This window comes from Pseudomonas yamanorum, from assembly GCF_013386765.1.
Lineage (GTDB): Bacteria > Pseudomonadota > Gammaproteobacteria > Pseudomonadales > Pseudomonadaceae > Aquipseudomonas > Aquipseudomonas yamanorum_A.
Map to the genome: position 1 here is coordinate 246,944 of NZ_JACARE010000003.1, position 25,972 is coordinate 272,915.

At 62.5% G+C, this 25,972-nt stretch carries 21 protein-coding genes and 2 pseudogenes; 5 read left to right on the plus strand and 18 right to left on the minus strand.

Annotated features, from left to right (window positions below; all coding sequences use genetic code 11):
* Positions 1 to 30: 30 nt before the first annotated feature.
* The 10 genes from HX875_RS01765 to HX875_RS01810 form a co-directional block, all read right to left on the minus strand.
* Entirely contained in the window at positions 31 to 456 is a 426-nt protein-coding gene (locus HX875_RS01765) for an acyl-CoA thioesterase (RefSeq protein ID WP_177041146.1), read from the minus strand.
* A complete protein-coding gene (locus HX875_RS01770) occupies positions 449 to 1,990 on the minus strand; it encodes an HAL/PAL/TAL family ammonia-lyase (RefSeq protein WP_177041148.1) in 1,542 nt (513 codons plus the stop codon). Before HX875_RS01770 ends, HX875_RS01765 begins: the two co-directional genes overlap by 8 nt.
* The gene (locus HX875_RS01775; RefSeq protein WP_177041150.1) at positions 1,974 to 2,909 is read right to left on the minus strand and encodes an LpxL/LpxP family acyltransferase; all 936 of its coding nucleotides are present in this window, start codon (positions 2,907 to 2,909) and stop codon (positions 1,974 to 1,976) included. Before HX875_RS01775 ends, HX875_RS01770 begins: the two co-directional genes overlap by 17 nt.
* On the minus strand, positions 2,906 to 3,640 hold the full coding sequence (locus HX875_RS01780) for a glycosyltransferase family 2 protein (protein ID WP_177041152.1): 735 nt from the start codon (positions 3,638 to 3,640) through the stop codon (positions 2,906 to 2,908). Before HX875_RS01780 ends, HX875_RS01775 begins: the two co-directional genes overlap by 4 nt.
* Positions 3,641 to 3,825: 185 nt before the next feature.
* Positions 3,826 to 5,496 (minus strand): acyl-CoA synthetase family protein, encoded by a 1,671-nt coding sequence (locus tag HX875_RS01785; protein ID WP_177041154.1) that lies wholly within the window; start codon positions 5,494 to 5,496, stop codon positions 3,826 to 3,828.
* A complete protein-coding gene (locus tag HX875_RS01790; RefSeq protein WP_177041156.1) occupies positions 5,493 to 6,038 on the minus strand; it encodes a hypothetical protein in 546 nt (181 codons plus the stop codon). Before HX875_RS01790 ends, HX875_RS01785 begins: the two co-directional genes overlap by 4 nt.
* Positions 6,035 to 6,289 (minus strand): acyl carrier protein, encoded by a 255-nt coding sequence (locus HX875_RS01795; RefSeq protein WP_003209389.1) that lies wholly within the window; start codon positions 6,287 to 6,289, stop codon positions 6,035 to 6,037. The genes HX875_RS01790 and HX875_RS01795 overlap by 4 nt, the downstream gene beginning before the upstream one ends.
* Before the next feature lie 9 nt (positions 6,290 to 6,298).
* Positions 6,299 to 6,568, minus strand: a complete 270-nt coding sequence (locus HX875_RS01800) for a phosphopantetheine-binding protein (RefSeq protein ID WP_008439197.1) — start codon at positions 6,566 to 6,568, stop codon at positions 6,299 to 6,301.
* Positions 6,546 to 7,358 carry a lysophospholipid acyltransferase family protein gene (locus tag HX875_RS01805; protein ID WP_177041158.1) on the minus strand — a complete coding sequence of 271 codons (813 nt, stop codon included), beginning with the start codon at positions 7,356 to 7,358 and terminating at the stop codon, positions 6,546 to 6,548. The genes HX875_RS01800 and HX875_RS01805 overlap by 23 nt, the downstream gene beginning before the upstream one ends.
* Positions 7,334 to 8,056 carry a beta-ketoacyl synthase chain length factor gene (locus HX875_RS01810; protein ID WP_177041160.1) on the minus strand — a complete coding sequence of 241 codons (723 nt, stop codon included), beginning with the start codon at positions 8,054 to 8,056 and terminating at the stop codon, positions 7,334 to 7,336. The genes HX875_RS01805 and HX875_RS01810 overlap by 25 nt, the downstream gene beginning before the upstream one ends.
* A gap of 347 nt (positions 8,057 to 8,403) precedes the next feature.
* Here HX875_RS01810 and HX875_RS01815 point away from each other — a divergent pair, with 347 nt between their 5' ends.
* Positions 8,404 to 9,174, plus strand: coding sequence for a ParA family protein (locus HX875_RS01815; RefSeq protein ID WP_003209397.1), 771 nt, complete (start codon positions 8,404 to 8,406; stop codon positions 9,172 to 9,174).
* A gap of 455 nt (positions 9,175 to 9,629) precedes the next feature.
* Entirely contained in the window at positions 9,630 to 9,878 is a 249-nt protein-coding gene (locus HX875_RS01820; RefSeq protein WP_177041162.1) for a DUF6124 family protein, read from the plus strand.
* On the opposite strand, the gene trxC is transcribed toward HX875_RS01820, so the two are convergent.
* Positions 9,866 to 10,300, minus strand: coding sequence for a thioredoxin TrxC (trxC, locus tag HX875_RS01825; RefSeq protein WP_177041164.1), 435 nt, complete (start codon positions 10,298 to 10,300; stop codon positions 9,866 to 9,868). The two genes, HX875_RS01820 and trxC, sit on opposite strands and share 13 nt — an antisense overlap.
* Before the next feature lie 84 nt (positions 10,301 to 10,384).
* On the opposite strand from trxC, the pseudogene HX875_RS01830 reads away from it, so the two are divergent.
* Positions 10,385 to 10,600: pseudogene (locus HX875_RS01830) on the plus strand (transcriptional regulator); the annotation flags it as partial.
* Between the two features lie 21 nt (positions 10,601 to 10,621).
* On the opposite strand, the gene selO reads toward HX875_RS01830, so the two are convergent.
* The 5 genes and pseudogenes from selO to HX875_RS33315 all read right to left on the minus strand — a co-directional run.
* The gene (gene selO / locus HX875_RS01835; RefSeq protein WP_177041166.1) at positions 10,622 to 12,085 is read right to left on the minus strand and encodes a protein adenylyltransferase SelO; all 1,464 of its coding nucleotides are present in this window, start codon (positions 12,083 to 12,085) and stop codon (positions 10,622 to 10,624) included.
* Positions 12,086 to 12,135: 50 nt separating this feature from the next.
* Entirely contained in the window at positions 12,136 to 15,486 is a 3,351-nt protein-coding gene (mscK, locus tag HX875_RS01840) for a mechanosensitive channel MscK (RefSeq protein ID WP_177041168.1), read from the minus strand.
* A 70-nt stretch (positions 15,487 to 15,556) separates the two neighbouring features.
* Positions 15,557 to 17,299, minus strand: coding sequence for a potassium/proton antiporter (locus tag HX875_RS01845; RefSeq protein ID WP_177041170.1), 1,743 nt, complete (start codon positions 17,297 to 17,299; stop codon positions 15,557 to 15,559).
* 232 nt (positions 17,300 to 17,531) lie between these two features.
* Positions 17,532 to 18,404 (minus strand): methyl-accepting chemotaxis protein, encoded by an 873-nt coding sequence (locus HX875_RS33310; protein WP_405046157.1) that lies wholly within the window; start codon positions 18,402 to 18,404, stop codon positions 17,532 to 17,534.
* A 33-nt stretch (positions 18,405 to 18,437) separates the two neighbouring features.
* Positions 18,438 to 19,211, minus strand: a pseudogene (locus HX875_RS33315) (MCP four helix bundle domain-containing protein); the annotation flags it as partial.
* A 223-nt stretch (positions 19,212 to 19,434) separates the two neighbouring features.
* On the opposite strand from HX875_RS33315, the gene HX875_RS01855 reads away from it, so the two are divergent.
* Complete coding sequence (locus HX875_RS01855; protein WP_003209413.1) at positions 19,435 to 19,665, plus strand: hypothetical protein; 231 nt, start codon at positions 19,435 to 19,437, stop codon at positions 19,663 to 19,665.
* Positions 19,662 to 19,955, plus strand: a complete 294-nt coding sequence (locus HX875_RS01860) for a cell division protein ZapA (RefSeq protein ID WP_003209415.1) — start codon at positions 19,662 to 19,664, stop codon at positions 19,953 to 19,955. The genes HX875_RS01855 and HX875_RS01860 overlap by 4 nt, the downstream gene beginning before the upstream one ends.
* Here the strand turns inward: HX875_RS01860 and HX875_RS01865 are convergent.
* Positions 19,952 to 21,754 (minus strand): acyl-CoA dehydrogenase, encoded by a 1,803-nt coding sequence (locus HX875_RS01865; RefSeq protein WP_177041174.1) that lies wholly within the window; start codon positions 21,752 to 21,754, stop codon positions 19,952 to 19,954. The two genes, HX875_RS01860 and HX875_RS01865, sit on opposite strands and share 4 nt — an antisense overlap.
* Positions 21,755 to 22,009: 255 nt before the next feature.
* Positions 22,010 to 25,963 carry a trifunctional transcriptional regulator/proline dehydrogenase/L-glutamate gamma-semialdehyde dehydrogenase gene (putA, locus tag HX875_RS01870; RefSeq protein WP_177041176.1) on the minus strand — a complete coding sequence of 1,318 codons (3,954 nt, stop codon included), beginning with the start codon at positions 25,961 to 25,963 and terminating at the stop codon, positions 22,010 to 22,012.
* Positions 25,964 to 25,972 lie beyond the last annotated feature (9 nt).

Genomic DNA, 25,972 nt, shown 5'->3' on the forward strand with positions numbered 1-25,972 from the left:
CGGGCAAGCCCGCTCCCACAGGGTGGTGTGTCATGACAGTGCCCTCTCGACTGCGTCGACAAATACTTTCGGCGAGGCCAGCTGCATCTCGCGGCTGGCAATTTCCACCGCCACTTGCACGGTGCTGGCGCGGGTCAGGCGCTCGCCGGTGGCCTTGTCGCTGATCAGGTAATTGACCTTCAAGCGGTTTTCCCACTCCACCAGGCTGGCGCGCACGTTGATGGTCTGGCCGAAGGTCGCGCCGCGCACATACCGCAGTTGCATATCGATCACCGGCCAGGCGTAGCCCGACTCCAGCATCGTGGTGTAGTTGTGGCCGAGCTTGTCCAGCAAGGCGCAGCGGGCGACTTCCAGGTACTTCACGTAGTGCCCGTGCCACACCACGTTCATGGTGTCGATATCGAAAAACGGCACGAGGATTTCAGTGTCGCAATGCAACACGCCCTGGCTACGCATGCAGCCTCCAGTGTTGCTCGGCGATGCGCTTGAGGCACAGGCGCAGTTCGCCTTCCAGTGCGCGGTCTTCGATCACCGGCGGGAAGTCCTTTGCGAGCTCAATGTGCATGGCGGCCAGCGCCGGCGGCAGCGGGCGGGCGTCTTGCGCCTGGGCCCGCAGCCACACGCCCTGGTTGGCGGCCAGCAAGGTGGCGGCGGCGACTTGTTCGGTCAGCTCCAGCACGCGAATCGCGTCGCGGGCGGCGATGGTGCCCATGCTCACCTTGTCCTGGTTGTGGCACTCGGTGGAGCGCGAGAACACGCTGGCCGGCATGGTGTTTTTCAGCGCTTCGGCGGTCCAGGCGCTGGTGCCGATCTGCACGGCCTTGAAGCCGTGGTTGATCATCGCCCGCTCGGCCGGCGCACCGGACAGATTGCTCGGCAGGCCGTGGTTGTAGCGCACGTCCACCAGCAGGGCGAGTTGGCGGTCCAGCAGGTCGGCGACGTTGGCCACCAGGGTCTTGAGGCTGTCCATGGCGAACGCGATGTGGCCGCCGTAGAAGTGGCCGCCGTGCAGCACACGCTCTTCTTCGGCGTCGATGATCGGGTTGTCGTTGGCGCTGTTGAGTTCGATCTCGATGAACGAGCGCAGCCAGTTCAGGCTGTCGGCCAACACGCCCAAAACGTGGGGCGCGCAACGCAGCGAGTAACGGTCTTGCAGGCGGTGCAGCGGCGCGGTCGGGGCATCAATCGCGAGGTCCTTGCGCAGCCAGGCGGCGACTTGCATCTGCCCCGGGTGTGGCTTGGCGGCGAACAGGCGCTCGTCGAAGTGCTCCGGGTTGCCTTGCAGCGCCACCACGTTCAGCGCGGTGATGCGCGTGGCCAGTTGCAGCAGGTAATCGGCGCGGGCGAAGGCCAGGCAGGCGAGGCCGGTCATCACGGCGGTGCCGTTCATCAGCGCCAGGGCTTCTTTCGGGCGCAGCACCAGCGGGTCCCAACCCAGTTCGCGGTGCACGTCGGCGGCCTGGCGGCGTTCGCCTCGGAACATCACTTCGCGTTCACCGGACAAGGTCGCAGCCACGTAGGACAGCGGCGTCAAATCACCGCTGGCGCCCACCGAGCCTTCTTCAGGAATCAGCGGCAGCACGTCGAACTCAAGGAATGCATGCAGGCGCTCCAGCAACTCCACGCGCACCCCGGAAACGCCGTGGCACAGCGACTGCAACCGCGCCGCCAGCACGGCGCGGGTGGCTTGCTCGTCCAGCAACTTGCCCAGGCCACAGCCGTGGAAGGTGTAGAGGTGGCGAGGCAACGCTTCGACGTGCTCCAGCGGCACCGCCACCACGCATGAGTCGCCGTAGCCGGTGGTCACGCCGTAGATCACGCCTTCCTTGTCCAGCAACGAATCGAGGAACTGCGCGCCCTTGGCGATACGCTGGAGATACGCGGCATCGGCTTGCAATTGAGTCGGCGCCTGACGGTTGGCCAGGGCCAGCACGTCTTCGATGCGCAAAGGGAGTTCGCCGAAGGTTACCGGCTCAAGATGCGTCGTCATCGGTCTTCCAGAAAGGGTAAAAGTTGAACCATTGTCGGGGCGCTTCCAGGCAGAACTGGCCCAGGCGCTCGGCGTAGCGGGCGGTCCATTGGGCGATCACCTGCTGGCGGTCGCTGCGTTTCCATTCGATCAGTTGGGCGAACGGCTCGATGATCAGGCGGTAGCGGCCTTGATGCTTCAAGCACATCAGCAGGTTGACCGGGCATTTCAGCAGGCCGGCCAGCAGCCACGGGCCTTGGGGAAAGGCGGCGTCATGGCCGAGGAAGTCCACCCGCACCGTGCGCCCGCCATGCAGCGGCACGCGGTCGCCGGCAATCGCCAGCCACTCGCCGGCGTCCAGGCGCTGGCTGAGCATCATCATTACCGCAGGGTCGAGTTCGCTGACCTGGATCAGGCGCAGATTGGTTGCCCCGGCTTCGCCCAGGATGCGGTTGAAACGTTCGGCATGCTTGGTGTGCACCAGCACGTTCATCGTGACCTTTTCCCCCAGTTCGGCGAGGGCGCGGCACACTTCAAGATTGCCCAGGTGCGCGCCCACCAGCATCTGCCCGCGTTCGCTACGCAGCTGGCCGCGCAGTTGGGCCGGGTCGATGATTTCGATCTGTTCCAGGCGCAGCTTGCCGTTCCATACGTCGAGCTTGTCCAGCAAGGCGTCGGCGAACGCCATGAACTGGCCGAAGACCCGCCGGTGGGTGGGGCGCAGGTCATCGCGCTGGCCCCAGTCGGCCAGGCGTTGCTGGTATTGCCAGGCGCTTTGGCGGGCCGTGCGGCCGAACAGGAAGAAGTACAAAACGATGCCGTACAGCAGCGGGCTCAGCAACCGGCGCCCGAGGACTTTGGCGGCGAAGGCGGTGAATTTCATCAGCCAGAAGCTGCCGCGCTCTTCGCGGTCGGCCCAGTGCCGGGTGTCCTGGGTCATGCCTGCCACCGGCGCCAGAGGATCATTGGCGCGCGCACCAACATGCCGAAGAACAGCCGGGTGTGCATCGAGGAAATCAGCGCGTTGTCGTGCACCAGGCGAAAGTGCGACAGGCCATCGGCGGGGTAATGCACCTGGGTCGGCAGCCAGCGCATTGGCTGGTTGCGCCACGACAGGCGCACCAGAATGTCGGAGTCGAAATCCATGCGCTTGCCGATGTTGGCCGAGTCCATCAGTGCCAATACCGGCGGCAAGGGATACACGCGAAAGCCACACATGGAATCGCGGATTTGCAGCGACAAGGTGTTGATCCACACCCACACGTGGGTCAGGTAGCGCGCGTAAAGGCGGCCCTTGGGCACGCTGTCGTCGTATTCCGGGTAGCCGCAGATCACCGCATTGGGGTGAGTGCGCGAGGCGTCGAGGAAGGTCCCGACTTCCCGCAGGTCGTGCTGGCCGTCGGCGTCCACTTGCAGGGCGTGGGTGAAGCCCAGGCGCGCGGCTTCGCGAAAGCCGGCCATCACGGCGGCGCCCTTGCCCTGATTGGCGGGCAGGGTCAGCAGCGAGACGTTGTCGAGGGTTGCCAGTTGCGCCAGCACGGCGGCGCAGGCGGGGCTGCTGCCGTCGTCCACCAGCAGGCACGGCAGGCCGCCGTCGAGCACGGTGCGCACCACGGCGGGCACGGCGGCTTCGTGGTTGTAGACCGGGATCAGGGCGCAGGGGTTATGCATAACAGATACCCTGTTGGCAGAAACGCTTTTTGTGGCGAGGGAGCTTGCTCCCGCTGGGCTGCGAAGCGGCCCCAATACAGGCGACCGAGATTTGCCTGATAAACCACAGTGGCTGGGTTGGGAGTGCTGCGCACTCCAGCGGGAGCAAGCTCCCTCGCCACAGGGAGCGGATTTGCCACAGAAGGTTATTCACTCGCCAGCTCCAAAAGAATGCGCCCACTGGAGCAGGCCGCCGTCTCATTGCGGTAGGCGAAGTACAGCTTGCCGCGCTCCTGATCAAAGCGCAGGTGCAGTTCGATCCGGTCATCCGGACGCACCAGTTGCTGGAACTTGAGCACTTCCATCCCGGCGAATTGGCCCGGCAGCTTGAGCAGTTGCTGGCCCAGGCTCAGCGCCCAATCCACTTGCACCACACCCGGCAGCACCGGGGTTTGCGGGAAGTGGCCGCTGAAGTAGGCGAGGTCCGGCGGGATCGCCAGTTGCAGGGTCCATTCACCGTTGGCTTCGACTTGCTCCAGCACTTCCGGCGCTTTCGGGCGGGGTGCCAGCAGCAGGGCTTCGACCTCGGCCTGGGGCAGCTTGCCTTGGCTGTTCAACGGCAATTGGCGCAACAGGCGCCAGCGGCGGGGCAGGGCCAGGGCTTCGCAGTGTTGGCTCAAGTGCTGGCGCAGGGCTTGGGTGACGGTGCGCCGGCCCTGGTTGCGCAGGGCATGCAAACCGTCGCTGCTGAGCACCACGAGGGCACCGAGGGACGCGCGGTTTTCCTGCACCACGCCAAGGCGGGTTTCGGCGACCCAGGCGTGGTCTGCCAGCGCTTGTTCGAGCATTGGCAGGGAGATGCGTTTTTCTTCCAGCTTGACGATGCGGTCCAGGCGGCCCAGCAATTCGAAGCGGCCGTCGGCGTGGATGTTCGCGGCGTCGGCGGTGTGTTCGATATGCCCGGCAGGCAGGTACGGCGAGGCAATGCGCAAGGCGCCGTCGGCGTCCTGGCTCAGGTGCACATCGGCAAACGGCTGCCACGGTTGTTCGCCCTGGCGCCAGGCGATGCCGCCGGTTTCCGAGCTGCCGAGGATTTCCGTCGGCCATTGCTGCAAGCGTTGATGCAGGCTGGTGGCGGCTTCAAGGGGCAGCGCGCCGCCGGAGGAGAACACCCGTTTGACCGGTATAAGCGCCGGCCAGTCGAGGTTGTCGCCCATGCGCTTGAGCAGCGCCGGGCTGGCAACCCAGGCGAACTGCGCATGCTCGCGGCTGGCGCGCTGCAGGTCCTCGGGGAATGCCAGTTGGCGGCGCACAAAGGTGCGCCCGGCACACAACGGCCACAGCACCCGGAACAGCAAGCCATAGATATGTTGGGTGGCGACGCTGCCGATGATGCAGGCCTCGCCCAGGTCGGCGCCCCACAGGGTTTCCAGGGCCTGGACCTCATTGGCGATCTGGCGCAGGGTTTTGTCGATGCGCTTGGGTTCGCCGCTGGAGCCGGAGGTGCACAGGCTCAGGCAGGTGGCGTCGAGGTCCAGGGCAGCGGCGCTCAATGGCGCTTGATAGAGCGCGTCCAGGTCGCCGGCCTCGGTCAGCCAGGCGTCGACGGCGTCGTCCCAGCGCTGGCGGGTCTGGGGTTGCAGGTCGGCGGGCAACAACACGCTGACTCCGGCGCGCCACGCACCCAGCAGGGCGATCGCCAGCAAGCCGGCATCTTCCAGGTGCACGGCCAGGCGCTGGATGCCCCGGGCTTGCAAGCCGGCGGCCAGGCTCAGGCACTTCTCCCACAGTTGTGGGTGATCCAGGGCAGGTTCGGTGGTGACCCAACGCTGACCTACAGGCTCAAGCAGCAAGTGCTCAAGATTCAACCAATTCATACGCGGCCTCGAACCCTTTGTCGTACCAGCCATTCCACGGCAAACAACAGCCCCATCAGCCCGTAGGCGATCATGCCGTTGTACAACGTCCACCAGCTCAGCGGCGCCCACAAGGTGAGGGCGGCGGCGAGCAGGCCGTTACACAGAAAAAACACACTCCACACCACGGTGACCTGGCGCGTGTACACCACCGCTTTCTCGGGCAATTGCGGCTCGGTCATGCGGGCCAGGCGCTCGACCATCGGCGGCCCGTATTTCAGGCTCAGGCCGAACAGCGCCAACATGAACGCGCTGACCAGGCTCGGGTACCAGCGCAGCATCTGCGGGTTGTCGAACCAGGCGAGCATCAGGCAAAAGACGATGATCGCTGCGGCCATCCAGCGACTGCCCGGGCGCCTGGCGCCGGTCAGGGCGCGCAACAGCCACAGGCTGCCCAGCAGCAGGCCGAATTGCCACGGTGCAAAATGCTCCGTGCCGTAATACACCGCAAAAGGGTACAGCAGCCCCGCCAGCAACAGGCCAAGGCCGATCAGCCGGCTCATGCGGCCGGTTGAACCAGACGGTAGACCGCCTCGACCACGTCGTTGACCGTACGCACGGCCTTGAACTCTTCGGCGGCGATTTTCTTGCCGGTCTGGCGCTTGATGTGGTCGATCAGGTCCACTGCGTCAATGCTGTCGATTTCCAGGTCCTGGTACAGGTTGGCGTCGAGCGTGACGCGTTCAGGTTCCAGTTCAAACAGTTCCACCAGGGCGTCGCGCAAGGTGTTGAAAATATCGTCACGAGTTTGCATGGTACGGTCTCAAGCTGCCTGTCGGGCCGTGACGAACGCCGCGAGGCTGGCCACGTTGGTGAAGTGATTGCGGGTGTCCTTGGCGTCGGCATCGATCTTGATGCCGTACTTTTTCTGGATTGCCAGGCCCAATTCCAGGGCGTCGACTGAATCCAGGCCAAGGCCTTCGCCGAACAGGGTTTGCTCGTTGCCGATGTCGCTCTCGCTGATGTCTTCCAGGCCCAGGGCCTCGATGATCAGCGTTTTTATGTCGTGCTCAAGGCGGTGTTGGTCGCTCATCTTCGGCGAGCTCCTTAATAAAATACTGGTGCAGGTAATCGTTGAGCTTGCGTGATGCCTGGGGCGCAGGGCCCTGTGCGGCAAACGCCTGTGGTTCTATATCGGCACCCACGCGCAAACTGAAGTGAAAACGGCGATTGGGGATGCGATACCAGGGTTCGGCCTTGGTCAGGGTGGTGGGGCTGACCCTGATCACCACCGGAGTAATGATGCTCGCACCTCGCAAGGCAATGGCGGCGGCGCCGCGATGAAAGGTCGGTGCCTGGCCCGGCGAAGTGCGGGTGCCCTCCGGGAAAATGATCAGGGTCTGGCCGTCCCGCAGGGCGTCGGCGGCCGCGTCGAGCATGTCGGCGCTGCCGTCGTTGCTGATGTAGCCGGCGTCGCGCACCGGCCCACGGGTGAACGGGTTCTGCCACAGGCTCTGTTTGACCACGCAGTTGGTCTGGCGCATCAGGGCGATCAGGAACACCACGTCCACCAGCGACGGGTGGTTGGCGATGATCATCTGGCCGGGACGGCCGAGCTTTTCGGCGCCTTCGACGCTGTAGGTCAGAATGCCCAGGCGCGTCATCATGCGGATAAACAGCCAGAACAGACAACTGATGGTGTGGCGGGCGCGCCGCTGATGCCGTTTGGCATCTCCCGGCAGGCAACTGAGCAGCGGAAACACCAGCACGCGCAAGCACAGGCCGCCGATGCCAAACAGGGCGAAGGCGGCAGCGGTGGCGAACAGGCGCCAGTAGTAGGCCTGCCGAGGCTTTTCGGTCAGGGCTTGCGTTGCCAGTTCCATACTCGGTTCTTCCAGGCATGTTGGCAGGCGCCCTGTTCGTTCAGCAGGGTGCGCAGCAGGTTCAGGGCGTGGGGCCACTGGGCTTTGGTGGTGGGTTGGACAGCGGCCGTATTCAGTTCCAGCTGCCACTCGTCGCCCGGCGTCAGCAACAGGCCGAGGGCGTAAGGGAAGGGCACGTCGTCGATCCAGCGGGCGTAGGTTTCGGGCGGCTGCTCCTCGGTAATGATCAGCAACACAGCCGGTGCGCCTTCATTGAGTAGGGCGGCAGCTTCGAGCATGCCGTGCTCCAGGCCATCACCGGCGGCGGCGAGGGCGGTCATTTCGCTGGTTTCATTGCGCAGGATCGACCACAGGCCAATCACCGCGTTGTGCACCGACAGGCTGAACTGGGTCGGCGACAGCGGCTCGTCGTTGGCTAGGTCGCTGAGAATATCGAGGGTGCGCGGGGTTTCGCCGTGACGGGAAACGAACACCAATGGCAGCTGTTGCAGGCCTTCGGCCAGTGGCCAGCCCACGCTGAAGGCCATGCGCGCCAGGCGGCTCAGGCGCCGGCGCTGCATGGCCGGCAGGAACGACACATCGGGGGCAGCGTCGCTGCTGGCGAGCAACGTCGGCTGCCGGCACCAGGCGCGCCAGTCGTCCGCGCTTTCGAGCCCTGGGGCCCAGGCGCGCCATTGGGCGATGTTGAAATTGATCACTGAGAAGTTATCCCGCCCCTGCGGGCATCCTTGTGCGGCTGTTGGCCCCGGATACGGGGACAGGGAGCAATGGCCGAGTGGGGCGCATTATCCCGGTGCCGTGGGGTTCTAGCAAACTTTGGTAAAGAATTGTTCACGAGTGATTACAAATTGGTTGTAAAGAATTACAGATTGTCCGTCATGCAGGTGGGGCAGCAGGTGTCAGGCAATTCCTGCTTTGTCGGACGGACGGGAAATTGTTGTGCGAGATAGAGCCTCTGATGCTGTAGTACAGGAACAAACGAGGTAGCTAACCAGCGCTTTTGCCCTCTACACTCGGTCATTCATTGATACACGGAGGTTTTTCCATGCGGCGCGTGGTGTTCAACCAAAAAGGCGGAGTTGGCAAGTCCAGCATCGCCTGCAACCTGGCGGCGGTCAGCGCCAGCGAAGGCTATCGAACCCTGTTGGTGGACCTCGATGCCCAAGCCAACTCAACCCAGTACCTCACCGGCCTGACCGGCGATGATATCCCTATGGGCATCGCCGATTTCTTCAAGCAAACCCTGTCTTCAGGGCCGTTTTCGAAGAAAAACCAGGTGGATATCTACGAAACCCCGTTCGACAACCTGCACGTCATCACCGCCACGGCGGAACTGGCGGACCTGCAGCCCAAGCTCGAGGCCAAGCACAAGATCAACAAGCTGCGAAAGCTGCTGGATGAATTGAGCGAGGACTACGACCGGATTTACCTGGATACGCCGCCGGCGTTGAATTTTTATGCGGTTTCGGCGCTGATTGCCGCTGATCGCGTGTTGATCCCGTTCGATTGCGACAGCTTCTCCCGCCAGGCGCTGTATGGCCTGCTGGCAGAGATTGAAGAATTGAAGGAAGACCACAACGAAGGGCTGGAAGTGGAAGGGATTGTGGTCAACCAGTTCCAGGCCCGGGCGAGCCTGCCGCAGCAGATGCTGGATGAATTGATTGCCGAAGGCTTGCCGGTGTTGCCGGTGTACCTGACCAGCTCGGTGCGCATGCGTGAATCGCACCAGGCCAACATGCCGCTGATCCACCTGGACCCACGGCACAAGCTGACACAGCAGTTTGTGGAGTTGCATAACCTGCTGGAAAACGCGTGATTTAGCAGGCAACACAAAACCCGTGTGGGAGCCTGCTTGTGTGGGAGCCGGGCTTGCCCGCGATGCAGTCAACTCGGTTTGTCAGTTACACCGAGGTGATGCTATCGCAGGCAAGCCAGCTCCCACATTGGGTCTTTGTTCCTACAGGAAAATCGTCGTCTTGCGCCGTTGCCTACAGTTACGCCAGAATCCGCCGGCTTGTGCGTCTGGATGGGCGTCTCTAAGGTTGCCCGGTCGCTGAATTCTCAGTGATCGGGTTTAGTAGCCCGAGTGTTTGTCGTTAAGTGCATGAGCTACATCTTTCAGACGTTTAGTCTGTGCTTGATGGTGGCTGTGCGTAGGGCGTCTTCGGGCGCGCCGGCTTCGACATTTCCCGGTCTACTAACCTGCGTACAGCTGCCACCCTAATTCGTTTAGTAGCGATCAGATGGCGGCTCCAATCAGGAATGTCGACCATGTTTAAAGCTACTCCAAATCCCCCGTCGTACCTTTTTACAGTCAGCCCCGGCCAAACCACCGAAACCCTGATCCTCAACACCTACGAAACCTTCTCCTCAGTCACCACCCTCTTGCTCGACCTTTCCGACGATCTCACCGGCAAGCAGCGCGATGTCGCGTTGGCCATTCATCAATTGAGCGAATTGGGCGTATTGCTGATGGGGCAAGTGATGGACCGGGGCGTCCCGCTACCTCAAACGCCCTGACTGCGCAGCCAGCTCATCAACTGCGGCAACGGAAACGCCCCGCTCTGACGCGCCACTTCCCGGCCATTCTTGAACAGGATCAGGCTGGGAATCGAGCGAATGCCCAACTGAGCGGATAACTGCTGATTGGCCTCGCTATCGAGCTTGGCCAACCGGCATTTCCCGGCCAACTGCCCGGCGGCCTGCTCAAACACCGGCGCAAACGACTTGCACGGCCCGCACCATTCGGCCCACACATCCACCAGCAACGGCAGGTCGCCCTTGATCTGGCTGGCGTAGTCGCTCTGTTTCAGCTCAAAGGGTTTGCTCAGCAGCACTGGCTGCTTGCAGCGCCCGCATTTAGGCGCATCGCCCAGGCGTTCGTTGGGGATGCGGTTAAGACCGTTGCAGTGGGGGCAGGGGATGACGAGAGAGTCGGACATGGTGGGCTCCGTGAAAGTGGCCAATGGATTCTATTTGGAGCCGGCGGCGTGGTTTATCAAGCAATAACTGAAAGAGGATTAAATATGAGCGAAGTTGTCAGACAAGCGATTGAGCATTGGCCATACGTCTCACCACTCTTGCGTAAACCCCAAACCGAGGTCGACTACGACGCCTTGGTTCTGGCGCTCGATGAATTGCTCGATGTTGTTGGAGAAGACGAGGCTCATCCGTTAATGAGCCTGCTCAACATCATTGCTGAGTGGATTGAAGCCTATGACCTTGGGCGCTGGCCAAGGCCCGGCAGTATCGTGCAATAGATTTCAGGACGAACAACTAATCTCCAAATGCTTCCCCCAGTCCGGCGGCCGCTGGGCGTATTGTTCCATCCCCGGCTGCTCTTCAAACGGCTTGGTCAGCACTTCATGCAGCCGGCGCACTTCGCTGTAATCCCCAAGCTCAGCCGCCTGGATAGCGTTCTGCGCCAGGTAATTGCGCAGGATATAAAGCGGGTTCACCCCATGCATCCGCTCACGCCGCTGCTCTTCTGTGCCGCTGGCTTCGCGCTCCACACGGGCCTTGTACAGATCCGCCCACTCATCAAATCCCTTGAGGTCGACAAAGTCGTCGCGCAGTCGCGCCACAGCCAGCGCGGCTGATTCATCCCCCAGTCGGCGGAAGAACAGGGTGTAGTCGACGCCGCTGTTCTGCATCAGTTGCAGCAGGCGCTCCACCAGTTTTTGATCATCATCTTCAGCGGTGGTGAGACCCAATCGGCGGCGCATCAGGTCCAGGTAGTGCGCCTGGAACAACGGCAGATACAACCCGAGCGTTTCTCGCAACGCTTCAACGCTGATAAATGGCGTCAACGCCTGCGCCAACGCGCTCAAATTCCACTGCCCGATCGGCACCTGATTACTGAAGGAATAACGCCCTTCATGATCCGAGTGGTTGCAGATGAACTGCGCGTCAAAGTCATCCAGGAACGCAAACGGCCCAAAGTCGAAGGTGATGCCGAGGATCGACATGTTGTCGGTATTCATCACGCCGTGGCAGAACCCATAGGCCTGCCATTTGGCGATCAGCTCGGCATTGCGCTCGACGATTTCGCGGAACATCGCCAGGTACGGCTCGGGCTGTTCCATGCACTCCGGGAAGTGCAACGACAACACGTGCTCCGCCAGCTCCTTCTGCAGCTCGGGTTTCTTGGTGTAGTAGAAATATTCGAAATGCCCAAAGCGCACATGGCTGTGGGCCAGGCGCAGCACCATGGCGGCCCGCTCCTGTTTCTCGCGCCACACCGGGGTGTCAGAGCCGATCACGCACAGCGCCCGACTGCTGGGAATACCCAGCGCATGCAACGCTTCCGACGCCAGAAACTCCCGAATCGACGAGCGCAGCACCGCGCGCCCATCGCCCATGCGCGAGTACGGGGTTTGCCCGGCACCCTTGAGGTGCAGGTCCCAATGCTCGCCTGCCTGGTTATATACCTCGCCCAGCAACAGCCCGCGGCCGTCGCCCAGTTGCGGGTTGTAGGAACCAAACTGATGCCCGGAATAGATCATCGCCCGCGGCTCGGCCTCGGCCCACAGCTTGTGCCCGCCAAACAGCTCGGCGAATACCGGCGTTTCGGCCACGGCAGGGTCGAGATCCAGCAACGCCATGGCCGCCTCGCTCGCCACCACCAGACGCGGTTCGTCGATGGGCTCGGGCAGCACATGGGTTGAGAAGCCGTCGCCCAGGCGGGCGAAGCGGTTGTCGAAGGTCAGTTCGTCGAGGGCTTTCAACGGCCATCTCCTGAGCAGAATGTCCGACCATTCTGCTGGGGATAACGCGTTTAGTCGAGTTTGGCGGGCGGCGGCTCGGGCAGGTCCTGGTCCTGGGCGGGCGGCAGGATGGTCCGGTTTTCTTCCTCTACCGGCACCAGCTTGTATTCCTGGCCATGCAGGTTTTTCAGGTAAACCTCCATCTGCCGGAACGAGATGTTGATGTGGTGGTTCTTGAACTCGCGGTTGATGAAGCGGTTGACCTCATCGATCACCGGGTTGCGGTCGCCAAGATCCCGCACATGCATGCGCAGTTCGTGGTCGAGGGTGCTTTCACCGAAGTTGAGGAAGTACACGTGGGGCGCCGGGTCCTTCAACACGCGCGGGTTTTCGGCGGCGGCCTTGAGCAGTAATTCCTTCACCAGGTCCAGGTCCGAGCCGTAGTCCACGCCCAGTTTCAGGGTGACCCGGGTGATTGTGTCGGTCAGCGACCAGTTGATCAGTTGCCCGGTGATGAACGTTTTGTTCGGGACAATGATGTCTTTGCGGTCGAAGTCGGTGATGGTGGTGGCGCGGATGCGGATCTTGCTCACCGTGCCCGACAGGTTGCCGATGGTGATGGTGTCGCCGATTCGTACCGGACGCTCGAACAGGATCATGATGCCGGAGATGAAGTTGGCGAAGATCTCCTGCATACCAAAGCCCAGCCCCACCGACAGCGCGGCCACCAGCCATTGCAACTTGTCCCAGCTCACGCCGAGGGTCGACAGGGTGGAGACAAAGCCCACGCCGGCAATCACGTAGGACAGCAACGTGGTGGTGGCGTAGGCGCTGCCCTGGGCCAGGTCGAGCTTGGACAGCACCAACACTTCCAGCAGGCCGGGCAGGTTGCGCGCCAGGGCGAAGGTGATGCCGACGATGATCAAGGCGCCGAGCAAGTCGCCGATGCTGATGGGCACCATGCTGATATTGGCGCCGGTGCCGCTGGTGTATTCGTAGAGGGTGACGTTGTCCAGGTAGGAAAACACCGAGATCAAGTCAGACCACACCCAGTACAGCGCGGCGATAAAGCCACCGAGCAAGGCCAGGCGAATCAGTCGCATCGACTGCTCGTTGACCTGTTCGATGTCCAGGGTCGGCTCTTCGATCACCGCTTCGCCATCACCCGCTTCCTTGGCCGCCTGGCGTTTGGCCAGGGCCCGCGCGTAGGCCAGGCGCCGTGCGGCAACCCCCAGGCCTCGCACGAAGGTGGCTTCGATCACCAGCCAGAACATCAGCAGGTACAGGGTGTTGATCAACCGGTCGCTGAGTTTCAGGGCGGTGTAGTAGTAGCCAAAACACACGGCAATAAACAGCGCGACCGGCAGTGCGGTAAACACCAGGCCGACGGCTTTGCGGAACAGCGAGGCTTTTTCGTGGGTCGGGCTATTGAGCAGCAGGCGCCCGAGCAACCAGGCCATCAAGGCGTAGCAGGTCAGTACCACGCCAATACCCAGCACGTCGTCTGCCAGTGCTGCCGGCTGGTGCTCGGCGATGGCTACCACGGCCACCAATGCCAGCACCACCAGCCCGAGCTTGCGCACCCAGCCCTGGAGGAATTCGACCTGGGGCTTTTCCCAGCGGAAATGCAGCTCTGCCACGCCGCCGGGCGCAAGGATTCGGTAGGCGGTGTAGAACACCAGCCACGCTTGGGCAATCTGTAGCAGGGCCGCGCCGAGGTTGGCATTTTGCCCGCGGGCATCGATCTGCAGCGCATAGCCGCACAGCGCCAGGCCCAGCGCCACCGGCATCGCCAGCGCGATATTCACCAGGATCGCCACCGGCGTATGCCACTGGCTGTCGCGCTTGAAGTGGCCAATGTCCATGTGGATTTTTTTCAGCCGGGCATACAGGGCGCTGCGGCGCCACAGCAGTGCACCAATCAACAGCAGCAGGGGCAGGAACAGCAGCGGGCGCTGGGTCAGGCCGTCATACAGTTCGCTGACGCTGGACGCCCACGGCAGGGTGGTGACCTGTTTGCTCAGGTGCGCCGGTACGGTTTCCAGCCATTCGGTGTCCAGCGGCTTGTTGCTGGGAATCCAGAACATCTGCTCGTCGAGGGTCGCCCGCAGGGTGGTGGCGGTGCTCAGCAGTTGCTTCTGGTTCAGTTGCAGGGTGATGGATTCGTTGAGCAGTGCGCTCAGTTCCCGGCTCAGGCGCTCCAGCAGGTCGCTGCGGGTGATCGCCAGTTCCAGCAGGGTGCGCCGCAGTTGTGGCGTCACCTGGTCGGCCGGCTGGTTGGCCAGCAGGCTGTCGACGTAGGTACTCGGGGTGCTGATCAGTTCGCGCTGTTGGTTGACCTCGAACTGGTACAGGCGAATGTTGGCGATGTCGTCCGCCAGGTCGCGGTCGACGGTCAGGCGCGGCAAGGCCTGCTTCTGTTTGTAGAGGATCTTGGACAGCAACAGGCTGCCCTTGAGTACGTTGATCTGCTCGTCCAGGGCCGAGTCGCTTTGGGTCACGCTGTCCAGTTGCTGCTTGGTCTGCAGGTTTTTCTGGGTCAGTTCGTTGAGCCGGTCGGTGCTTTTGAGCAGGTAGTCGGACAGTTTCAGGTTGGCCGCGCTTTCCGTGGCCAGCAGGCTGCTGCCACCGGCCTTTTGGGCTTCGATGGATTGCTGGGTCACGGTTTCCTGGGATTGGGCCAGGCGCTTCTGGTTGATCAGGGTTTGCAGGTCCTGGATTTCCTGCTCAAGGCGGGCGGTTTTTTCCAGCACCAGGTCGTGCTGGCTGTTGCCAAGGTCTTGCAGCTGGCTGTTGCCGGCCAGTTCCTGGCGACGCAAGGGAATCAGCGCGTTGAGGGCGGCCAACTCGGCGTTCAGCTGGTTGCGCTGGTCACCGCTGAGGGTCTTGCCGTTGTCTTTGCCGGCCTTGAGGGTCGCGCTGATCTGCTGGATACGCGTCTGGCTGCTGCTGATTTCGGTTTGGGCGCGCTCGGGGCGGGTCTGCGCCGCGATGGTCAGGCTGTTGGCGTCGGCCAGTTCCTTTTGCAGGTCGCCTTGCTGGGTGGTGCGCTGCACCAGCAGTTGCTCAAGTTGCGGCACCGGTAACGTAGCGTAGCGCTGGGCGACCGGAATTACCTTGGTGGCCTTGAGCCGGACCAGTTCGCGCTGGTTGTCGACGGTCTGGCGCGGCGCGTCTTCGAGCTGGCGCTTGAGGTCCACCAGACGCTGCTGATAGTCCTGCTGGTTGCCGAGGAAGGTGAGGGTCTGCTGCAGGATGGATTGCAGCGCCTTCATGTCGGCGTCGGGCAGCTTGCGGTCCGGCAGCTTGTCCAGGGTTTGCTGGACGGAGTCGATGCTGGGCGGGTCGGCCGCGTGTACGGTGCCGACGCAGAGGGTCAGGCCTAGCAGGGCAGTGGCTAAAAAGGTGCGCAGGATTGTCATAGAGACCGGTCAAGCAAGGTGATAAATAGGGGGCGTCCTGACATCGACTGGCGCGCCGTCGCCCCGCAGTTTAGAGGAAGAGTCCGGGACCCGGGCGACTTCCTTCGGGGAATCTGACGCCGACTTTGCCGATCTTGTTCCCGTCCATGACCGCGACGGTCCAGATGGTGTTGTTCCATTCCACCTGGTCGCCGACCACGGGCGCACCGCCGACTTTCTGGGTGATGAAGCGGCTCAGCGGCATGTCGGGGTCGATGCCCTCGAGCTTGAGCCCGTACAGCGCCGAAACCGCGCCCAGCTGGGCGTCGCCTTCCAGTACGAAGTCGCCGAAGAAGCGCAGGTCGAGGCCCCGTTGCGGTGCCTGGCTGAACAGTTTGCCGAGGGCCGGCAGGTTGTGTTCATGGCCGATCACGCACAGCAGATCGTCGACTTCCAGCACCGTACTGCCCGACGGATGGAGCAATTGCTGGCCACGAAACAGCGCAGCGATCCGCGTGCCTTCGGGCATTTTCAGTTCGCGAAGGGCCGCACCGATGCACCATTTTTCGGCACCCAGGCGATAGACGAACAGCTCCCACTCGCTGGTGACGTGCACTTCCAGGGCCGCCCGGGAAATCGGCGCAGGCTCGGGCGGTACCGTCACTTTCAACAATTTGGCGACCCACGGCAGGCTCGTGCCCTGTACCAGCAACGACACCAGCACGATAAAGAACGCCAGGTTGAAGTACAGCTGGGCGTGGGGCAGGCCGGCCATCAGCGGGAACACCGCCAGGATGATCGGTACCGCGCCGCGCAGGCCGACCCAGGCGATAAAGGCTTTCTCTCGACCATGGAAGGCCTTGAACGGCAGCAGGCCGACGATCACCGACAGCGGCCGTGCGAAGAGAATCATCCACAGCGCCAGGCCCAGGGCCGGCAGCGCAATGGGCAGCAGGTCATGGGGCGTGACCAGCAGGCCCAGCACCAGGAACATGCCGATCTGTGCCAGCCAGGCCATGCCGTCGAGCATATGCAAGATGCCATGACGGCTGCGCACCGGGCGGTTGCCGATCACCAGGCCGCACAGGTACACGGCGAGGAAGCCGCTGCCGTGCAAGGCGTTGGTCAGGGCAAACACGAACAGGCCGCCGGAAATCACCAGGATCGGGTACAGGCCGTTGGCCAGGTTGATCCGGTTGACCATTTGCAGCATCAACCAGCCACCACCCAGGCCGATGATGCCGCCGATACCGAATTCGCGGATCAGGTGCGTCAGCAGGCTCCAGTGCAGGCCGGTCTGGCCGCTGGCGAGCATGTCGATCAGGGTGACGGTGAGGAACACCGCCATCGGGTCGTTACTGCCGGATTCGATTTCCAGGCTGGCGGTGACCCGTTCGTTCAGGCCTTTGCCGCCCAGCAGCGAGAACACGGCGGCGGCGTCCGTGGAGCCGACGATGGCGCCGATCAGCAGGCCTTGAATGATGTTGAGGTTGAACAGCCAGGCGGCTGCCATGCCGGTGAGACCGGTGGTGATCAGCACCCCGACCGTCGCCAGGGACAACGCGGGCCAGAGCGCCACGCGGAAACTGGCTACCCGTGTTCGCAGGCCGCCATCGAGCAGGATCACGGCCAGGGCGAGGTTGCCCACGAGGTAGGCGGTAGGGTAGTTATCGAAGATGATGCCGCCGCCGTCGACGCCGGCGATCATGCCCACGGCCAGGATGATCACCAGGATCGGGATCCCCAGGCGGGACGAAAGAGAACTCACCAGAATGCTCGCACCTACCAGCAACGCGCCGATCAAGAACAGGCTGTTGATGGTCGTCGCATTCAAAGGCAGTACTCCATGAGCAGGAAAGACGAGGCGCAAACTGACCATGCAGTCTGCGTGCCAGCGATTCTAACCTGTTGAATTGCTGTGCTGTCAAAAAAGGTGTTGGGGATGTACGCAGGTCAAATGTGGGAGCTGGCTTGCCTGCGATCGCGGTGTGTCAGTCACTGGAGATCGTGACTGTCAGATTGCTATCGCAGGCAAGCCAGCTCCCACAAGGGATCACCGGTGTCAGTTAAAGCCTGAACCGCCCCACCATCCCGTTCAAATCCACCGCCAGGCGCGACAGCTCACTGCTCGCCGCGCTCGTCTGGCTGGCCCCGGTCGCCGATTGCACCGACAAATCGCGGATATTCACCAGGTTGCGATCCACTTCCCGCGCCACCTGCGCCTGCTCTTCAGCGGCGCTGGCGATCACCAGGTTGCGCTCGTTGATTTCAACGATGGCGGTATTGATGGTATCCAGCGACATCCCCGCGCCCTTGGCGATGTTCAGCGTCGATTCTGCACGCTCGGTGCTGTTGCGCATCGAATCCACCGCATGCTCGGTACCGGCCTGAATGCTGCCGATCATCCGTTCGATCTCGCTGGTGGACTGCTGGGTGCGATGGGCCAGGGCCCGCACTTCATCCGCCACCACCGCAAAACCACGCCCGGCTTCACCGGCGCGCGCCGCTTCAATCGCCGCGTTCAGGGCCAGCAGGTTGGTCTGGTCGGCCAGGCCGCGAATCACATCCAGCACCTTGCCGATGTCCCGGGATTCTTCCGCCAGGTTGCCGATCAGGGTGGCAGTGGCTTGCACGTCGCTGCTCATGCGTTCGATGGCGCTGACGGTTTCCTGCACCAGATCACGGCCATCGCCCGCAGACGAAGTGGCGTTTTTCGAGGCTTCGGAGGTGCTGACCGCGTTGCGGGCCACTTCTTCAACCGCGCTGGTCATCTCGTTCACCGCCGTGGCGGCCTGTTCGATTTCGTTGTTTTGCTGGGTCAGGCCGCGGGCGCTTTCGTCGGTCACGGCGTTCAGCTCTTCCGCAGCGGAAGCCAGTTGGGTGGCCGAGCCGGAAATGCGCTGCAAGGTGTCCTTCAGCTTGTCCTGCATCTTGGCCATTGCCAGCAGCAGCCGGCCGGCTTCGTCGTTGCCTTCCACCTTGATCGGGCGGGTGAGGTTGCCTTCGGCGATTTCCTCGGCGGCGTCCAGGGCCTGGGCGATCGGCTGGGTGATGCTGCGGGTCAGCAGCCAGGCGAACAGCATGGTCAGCGCAGTGGCCAGGATCAGCAGGATCACCACCAGCTCAAAGGCCATGTCGTACTGGTCGGCGGCTTGCTGGTTGGTGGCCAGGGCCATCTTGTTGTTGATGTCCAGCAGGCGGTTCAAGACGGCGTTGACCTGATCCGAGTTGCTCAGCAACTCGGTGTTCAGCAGCGTGCGCAGTTCTTCCACCTGATTGGCCCGGGACAGGCTCTTCATGCGCTCTTCGATCTGATGGTACTGGGCCAGCAGGCGCACATATTCATCGTAGGCAGCACGTTCTTCGCTGCTATCGATGAGTTTTTCGTAGATGCCCTGCGCGGTGCGGATCTGCTGGTTGCGCACGTCAAACGACTCAAGGGTCTTTTGCTGGACGTCGGGCTCGCGGTTGGTCAGCAAGCGATAGGACAGCACCCGCAGGCGCAGGGTCAGCTGGGTGAACTCATCCAGGGCACGAATGCTCGGCACGCTGCTCAGGGTGATGTCTTGCGTCGCCGCGCGAATCTTGCTCATCTGGTTCAACGCGAACACGCCGAGAAACAACATCAGCGCGCCAATCAACGCGAAGCCGAGGAAGGCTCGCGGCGCGATATTCATATTACGAAGAGACATGCTGTGATCCTGGGGAGAAGCGCGATCCATGCGGGGTTTGGGCGGGGTGTCCATGACCTATCGGTCATACGACTAAAGTCTTGAGGAGGTGCGCGCTTTTGTCGCAGATTTGGACGGGCCGACGGGATTCAGGAACCAGATGCCATAAATGCAGTCACTAAGGCTCGAAAGCGTGGCCTGCCCTGTAAAATCAAGGCCCCGCGCCGGGGATAACCCTGGCATCCGAGGTGAATTTTCTTTATCGTCACCGCCCTTTGAAAAAGCCCGAGAAATCAAAATGTTAGAAGCATCCCTCAGCCAACTGGAACAACTGGTCAGCGACCTGGTACAGCAGAACCAGGATCTGCTGGGCACCAACGAATCCCTCAAGGCCGAACTGGCTCGCGCCAAGGATGAAAACGACAGTTTGCAGCTGAACCTGATGGAACAGGAAGAAAAGCAGGGCGCCACCGCTGCCCGTATCCAGGCGTTGGTTGAGCGTGTGAGCGCAGGTCCTGTCAGCGCATGAATGAAGGGATAAAGGTCGTTTCGATTCTCGGTGAGGATTACTCGATCAAGGCGCCGGAGGGGGAAGACAACACCCTGATGAGCGCCGTGACGATGCTCAAGGCATCCCTGGCCACCACCAAGAAAAAGTACCCGACGCTGATCGGTGACAAGCTATTGGTGCTGGCGGCGCTGAACCTGTGCGCCGAGCAGATCGAAATGCAAAAGCACCACCAGCAGGAACTCGACCGTTACCAAGAGCAAGTCAGCGCCACGGTCGAGGTGATTTCCAAGGCGATTGGAACGCCTTAGAACCACTCATCCTGCATCCCCAGGCACGTGTCATCGCGTGCCTCGAGAATCGCCAGTTCATGATGGCAGCCCGGTATTTCCCACGTCAGGAAGTACCGGGCGGCCTGGAGCTTGCCCTTATAGAAGGCGACATCGGCAGCATTGCCTTTGGCCAGCCCTTCCTCGGCGCGAATCGCCTGTTCCAGCCAGCGCCAGCCAATCACCGTATGCCCGAACACTTTCAGGTACAGCGCCGAATTCGCCAGGCTGCTGTTTACCTTGCCCTGGGCGAGATCCGTCAGCAGGCCGAGGGTGACGCTTTGCAGGCGTGCCACCAACTGTTCCAGCGGTTCCCGCAAGGCGGTCAGCGACGGGTAGGCCTGTGCCCGCGCGCCGGTCTCGGCGATCAGGCGAATCAGTTGCTTCAAGCCCGCGCCGCCGTTCTGCGCCAGCTTGCGTCCCAATAGATCCAGCGACTGAATGCCGTGGGTGCCTTCATGGATCGGGTTCAGGCGGTTGTCGCGGTAATACTGTTCCACCGGGTATTCGCGGGTGTAGCCGTGGCCGCCGAGTATCTGGATCGCCAGTTCGTTGGCCTTCAGGCAAAATTCCGACGGCCAGGATTTGACGATGGGCGTCAGCAGATCCAGCAGTTCGTGGGCCTGTTTGCGCTCGGTTTCGGTGGTGAGCGTCGTGGTGTCATCGAACAGTCGCGCGGCATACAGACCGAGGTCGAAGGCGCCTTCCACGTAGGCTTTTTGCGTCAACAGCATGCGCTTGATATCGGCGTGCTGGATGATCGCCACCGGTGCGGTGTTTGGGTCCTTGCTGTCGGGCAGGCGGCCTTGGGGGCGTTCGCGGGCGTACTCCAGGGAATACAGGTAGCCAGCGTAACCGAGCATCACCGCGCCCATGCCGACGCCGATCCGCGCCTCGTTCATCATCTGGAACATACAGCTCAGGCCCTGGTGCGGCTTGCCCACCAGATAGCCGACGCAGTCGCCGTTATCGCCGAAGTTCAGCGCAGTCGACGTGGTACCGCGCCAGCCCATCTTGTGAAACAGCCCGGCCAGCAGCACATCGTTGCGTTTGCCCAGGCTGCCGTCGTCGTTGACCAGGAATTTGGGCACGATAAACAGCGAAATGCCCTTCACCCCGGCGGGCGCGTCCGGCAGCTTGGCCAGCACCATGTGCACGATGTTCTCCGACAGCGGGTGATCGCCGCCGGAGATGAAGATCTTGTTGCCCTTGAGGCGATAGCTGCCGTCAGCTGCCGGCTCTGCGCGGGTGCGAATATCCGACAGCGATGAACCGGCATGGGGCTCGGTCAGCGCCATGGTGCCGAAGAAGCGGCCTTCGATCATCGGTTGCAGGAAGCGTTGCTTCTGCTCCTCGGTGCCGAAGCTCTCGATCAGGTTGGCGGCGCCCATGGTCAGGAACGGGTAGGAGGTGGACGCAGCGTTGGCCGACTGGAAGTGCGCGAAACAGGCCTGGGAGAGCAGGGTCGGCAGTTGCATGCCACCGGCTTCGAAGCTGCGGGCGGCGTTGAGGAAGCCGGCTTCGAGGAAGGCATCCACGGCCGGTTTCACTTCAGGAATCAGAATCGCCTGACCGTTCTCGTAGCGTGGTTCGTTCTCGTCACCCTTGCGGTTATGCGGGGCGAAAAATTTCTCGGCAATGCTGCGGGCGGTGCCGATGGCGGCGTCGAAGGTTTCGCGGTTGTGTTCGGCAAACCGCTCGCGCTGGGTCAGGCCCTCGGCATCGAGGACTTCGTACAGCTCGAAAGCCAGATTGCGGGAACTGAGCAGCGTCTCGGACATGGCGGCTTACCTGTTTGGGAATGGGCCTGAGTCTAAGTGCGCAAATAGAGGCTGGATAGCAAGATTGATCTGGGTGATGGAGGGGCAAAACAACAGCGGTGAGTTGCAAACACGGTCAGTGTGGGAGCTTTTGTGGGAGCCGGGCTTGCCCGCGATGCAGGCACCTCGATGTGTCAGATACACCGAGGTGATGCCATCGCAGGCAAGCCAGCTCCCACATAAGCCAGCTCCCACATTTCGACCGCGTTTTGTCAGTTAGCCGATGGTCATCAGGCTGGCGTTACCGCCCGCCGCCGCAGTGTTGACGCTCAGCGCGCGCTCGATCACCAGGCGCTCCAGGGCAATCCCGGTTTCGCCCGAAGACAAGCCGTGAACCCCGACGATCGCCCCGCCACGCTTGGCCACTTGCTGGCAAACCCCGCGCAGTTGGTCGGAATCGCCGTGATGCAGTACGGCATCAAACACGGTTTCATCCTTGGTCCAGTCAGCCACTCGCGTGATCTTCGCCTGAATATCCTTCGGCAGGCGTGCGAACACGGCCTTGGTCAATTCAGTTTCCGGCCATACCGCCGAGCTGCCGACTGCCAGCACGGCGGCCAGTTGCGTCAGCAGGTCGCCTTCCACTTCCGCCAGGCACAACACGTGCTCGCGGGGCAGGATGGCGTAGCTGTTGCGCTCGCCGGTCGGGCCGGCCAGTTGGCGGGTGATACCGCTTTGGGATTGCGCGGCGAACTGTACGCACAGGGCGCTCAAGTCGCTGAGCTTGTTGCTGTCGGCCCAGGTTTGCAGGGCGGTCAGCGGCTTGCTCATGGCATCCCGCAGGCGTACATCCGGTGCGGCCAGAGCATCACCGCGAACGAAGGATTGCTCGATGGCATCCGTAGGACGTGTCGACAGCAGGCGGTACAGGTACAGCGGGCCGCCCGCTTTAGGGCCGGTACCCGACAGGCCTTCGCCGCCGAACGGCTGCACGCCGACCACGGCACCCACGATGTTGCGGTTCACGTAGACGTTACCGGCATGGACGTTGTCGATCACCTTGGCGATGGTCTCGTCGATACGGGTGTGCACGCCCAGGGTCAGGCCATAGCCGGAGGCATTGATCTGGCCGATAAGCTGGTCGATCTCTTTACGCTTGTAGCGCACCACGTGCAGCACCGGGCCGAAGATCTCCCGCTGCAACTCGTCGAAGCTTTCCAGTTCGATCAGGGTTGGCATCACGAATGTGCCGCGCTTGACCTCTTCGCTGTCGGCAATGGCCACCTGGTAAACGTTGCGGCCTTTGTCGCGCATGGCCTGGATGTGTTTCTCGATGCCAGCCTTGGCTTCGGCGTCGATCACCGGGCCGATATCCACCGACAGGCGTTCCGGGTTACCGAGGCGGCACTCAGCCATGGCCCCTTTCAGCATTTCGATCACGCGATCAGCGGAATCTTCCTGCAAGCACAGTACGCGCAGGGCCGAGCAGCGTTGGCCGGCGCTGTCGAAGGCCGAGGACACCACGTCGATGACCACTTGTTCGGTCAGCGCCGAGGAGTCGACGATCATCGCGTTCTGGCCACCGGTTTCGGCGATCAGCGGGATCGGACGACCCTGTGCATCCAGGCGACCGGCGACGTTGCGTTGCAGCAGGCGCGCCACTTCGGTGGAGCCGGTGAACATCACGCCCTTGACGCGATCATCGCCCACCAGGCGGGCACCGACGGTTTCGCCCTGGCCCGGCAGCAGTTGCAGCACGCCTTCCGGAATCCCGGCTTCCAGCAGCAGGCGCACGGCTTGTGCGGCCACCAATGGGGTTTGCTCGGCCGGCTTGGCCAGTACCGGGTTACCGGCGGCCAGTGCAGCGGCAACCTGGCCACTGAAGATCGCCAGCGGGAAGTTCCACGGGCTGATGCACACCACCGGGCCCAATGGGCGGTGGGCGTCGTTGGTGAAGTCGTTGCGGGCCTGCACTGCGTAGTAACGCAGGAAGTCCACGGCTTCACGCACTTCGGCGATGGCGTTGGCGAAGGTCTTTCCGGCTTCGCGGGCCAGCAGGCCCATCAGTGGCTGGATCTCGCCTTCCATCAAATCAGCGGCACGTTCCAGGATCGCGGCGCGCTCGGCGGGCGGGGTGGCCTGCCAGATGGGCGCGGCGTTCAAGGCGCACTGGATAGCGTTGTCGACGTCTTCGACGGTGGCTTCCTGTACGTGGCCGACCACGTCACGCAGGTCGGACGGGTTCAGCACCGGCACCGCGGCTTCATTGCTGGAAGCGCAACCGAGCATCGGCGCGGCTTTCCAGCTGTTGTGGGCGGTAGCCAGCAGGGCGCAGGACAGCGACGCCAAACGGTGTTCGTTGGCCAGGTCGATACCGGCGGAGTTGGCGCGCTCGGCACCATACAGGTCACGGGGCAGCGGGATACGCGGGTGCGGCAGGCCGAAGCCGCCTTCCAGCGTCGCCATCTGCTCGATGCTGGCCACTGGATCGGCCACCAGCTCCTGGATCGAGATGGATTGGTCGGCGATACGGTTGACGAACGAGGTGTTGGCGCCGTTTTCCAGCAGGCGACGCACCAGGTAGGCCAGCAATGTTTCGTGGGTACCGACCGGTGCGTACACGCGGCACGGACGGTTCAACTTGCCTTCGGAGACCTTGCCTACAACCTGCTCGTAGAGTGGTTCACCCATGCCGTGCAGGCATTGGAACTCGTACTGGCCGGGGTAATAGTTCTGACCGGCAATATGGTAGATCGCCGACAGCGTATGGGCGTTGTGGGTGGCGAACTGCGGGTAAATAACTTCCGGTACCGAGAGCAGCTTGCGTGCGCAGGCAATGTAGGAAACGTCGGTGTACACCTTGCGGGTGTACACCGGGTAGCCTTCCAGGCCTTCGACCTGGGCGCGCTTGATTTCGCTGTCCCAGTACGCGCCTTTCACCAGGCGGATCATCAGGCGATGGCGGCTGCGGCGCGCCAGGTCGATCACGTAGTCGATCACATACGGGCAACGCTTCTGGTAAGCCTGGATCACGAAGCCGATGCCGTTCCAGCCGGTCAGTTGCGGCTCGAAGCACAGGCGTTCCAGCAGGTCGAGGGACAGCTCCAGGCGGTCGGCTTCTTCGGCGTCGATGTTCAGACCGATGTCGTATTGCTTGGCCAGCAGCGTCAGGGACAGCAGGCGCGGGTACAGCTCGTCCATCACGCGCTCGTACTGCGCACGGCTGTAACGCGGGTGCAGGGCCGAAAGCTTGATGGAGATGCCCGGGCCTTCATAAATCCCACGGCCGTGGGACGCTTTGCCGATCGAGTGGATGGCTTGTTCGTACGAGGCTAGGTACTTCTGGGCATCGTGTTCGGTGAGTGCGGCTTCACCGAGCATGTCGTAGGAATAGCGGAAGCCCTTGGCTTCGAACTTGCTCGCGTTGGCCAGGGCTTCGGCGATGGTTTCACCGGTGACGAACTGCTCGCCCATCAGGCGCATGGCCATGTCGACGCCCTTGCGGATCATCGGCTCGCCGCTCTTGCCGATGATGCGGCTCAGGGACGAGGTCAGGCCGGCTTCGTTGTGGGTGGCGACCAGTTTGCCGGTCAGCAGCAGGCCCCAGGTGGCGGCGTTGACGAACAGCGACGGGCTGTTGCCCAAGTGTGGGTGCCAGTTGCCGGTGCTGATCTTGTCGCGGATCAGCGCGTCGCGGGTACCCTTGTCCGGGATGCGCAGCAGCGCTTCGGCGAGGCACATCAGCGCTACGCCTTCCTGGGACGAAAGAGAGAATTCTTGCAGCAAGCCCTGGACGATGCCTGCACGGCCGCCGGCGCTTTTCTGATTGCGCAGTTTTTCGGCGATCGAAGACGCGAGCTTGTTGGTGGCTTCGGCCATTGCCGCCGGCAGGCGAGCCTGCTCGATCAGCATCGGTACCACTTCCGGCTCCGGGCGGCGGTAAGCGGCGGTGATCGAGGCACGCAGCACGGATTGCGGCAGGATGCTCTCGGCAAACTCCAGGAAGCACTGGTGGGCGTGGTCGGTCTGGACCTCACCGGCTTCTTCTGCGTCCTTGCTGGCCAAGCCGTTGAGCTCGGCCAGGGTTGCACCACCCTCGAGTTTCTCCAGGTAATTGAAAATCGCCTGCTTGATCAGCCAGTGCGGCGTGCGATCAATGGAGGTCGCGGCCGCCTTCAGGCGCTCGCGGGTCGGGTCGTCAAGTTTGACCCCAAGGGTGGTCGTAGCCATCTTTTTATC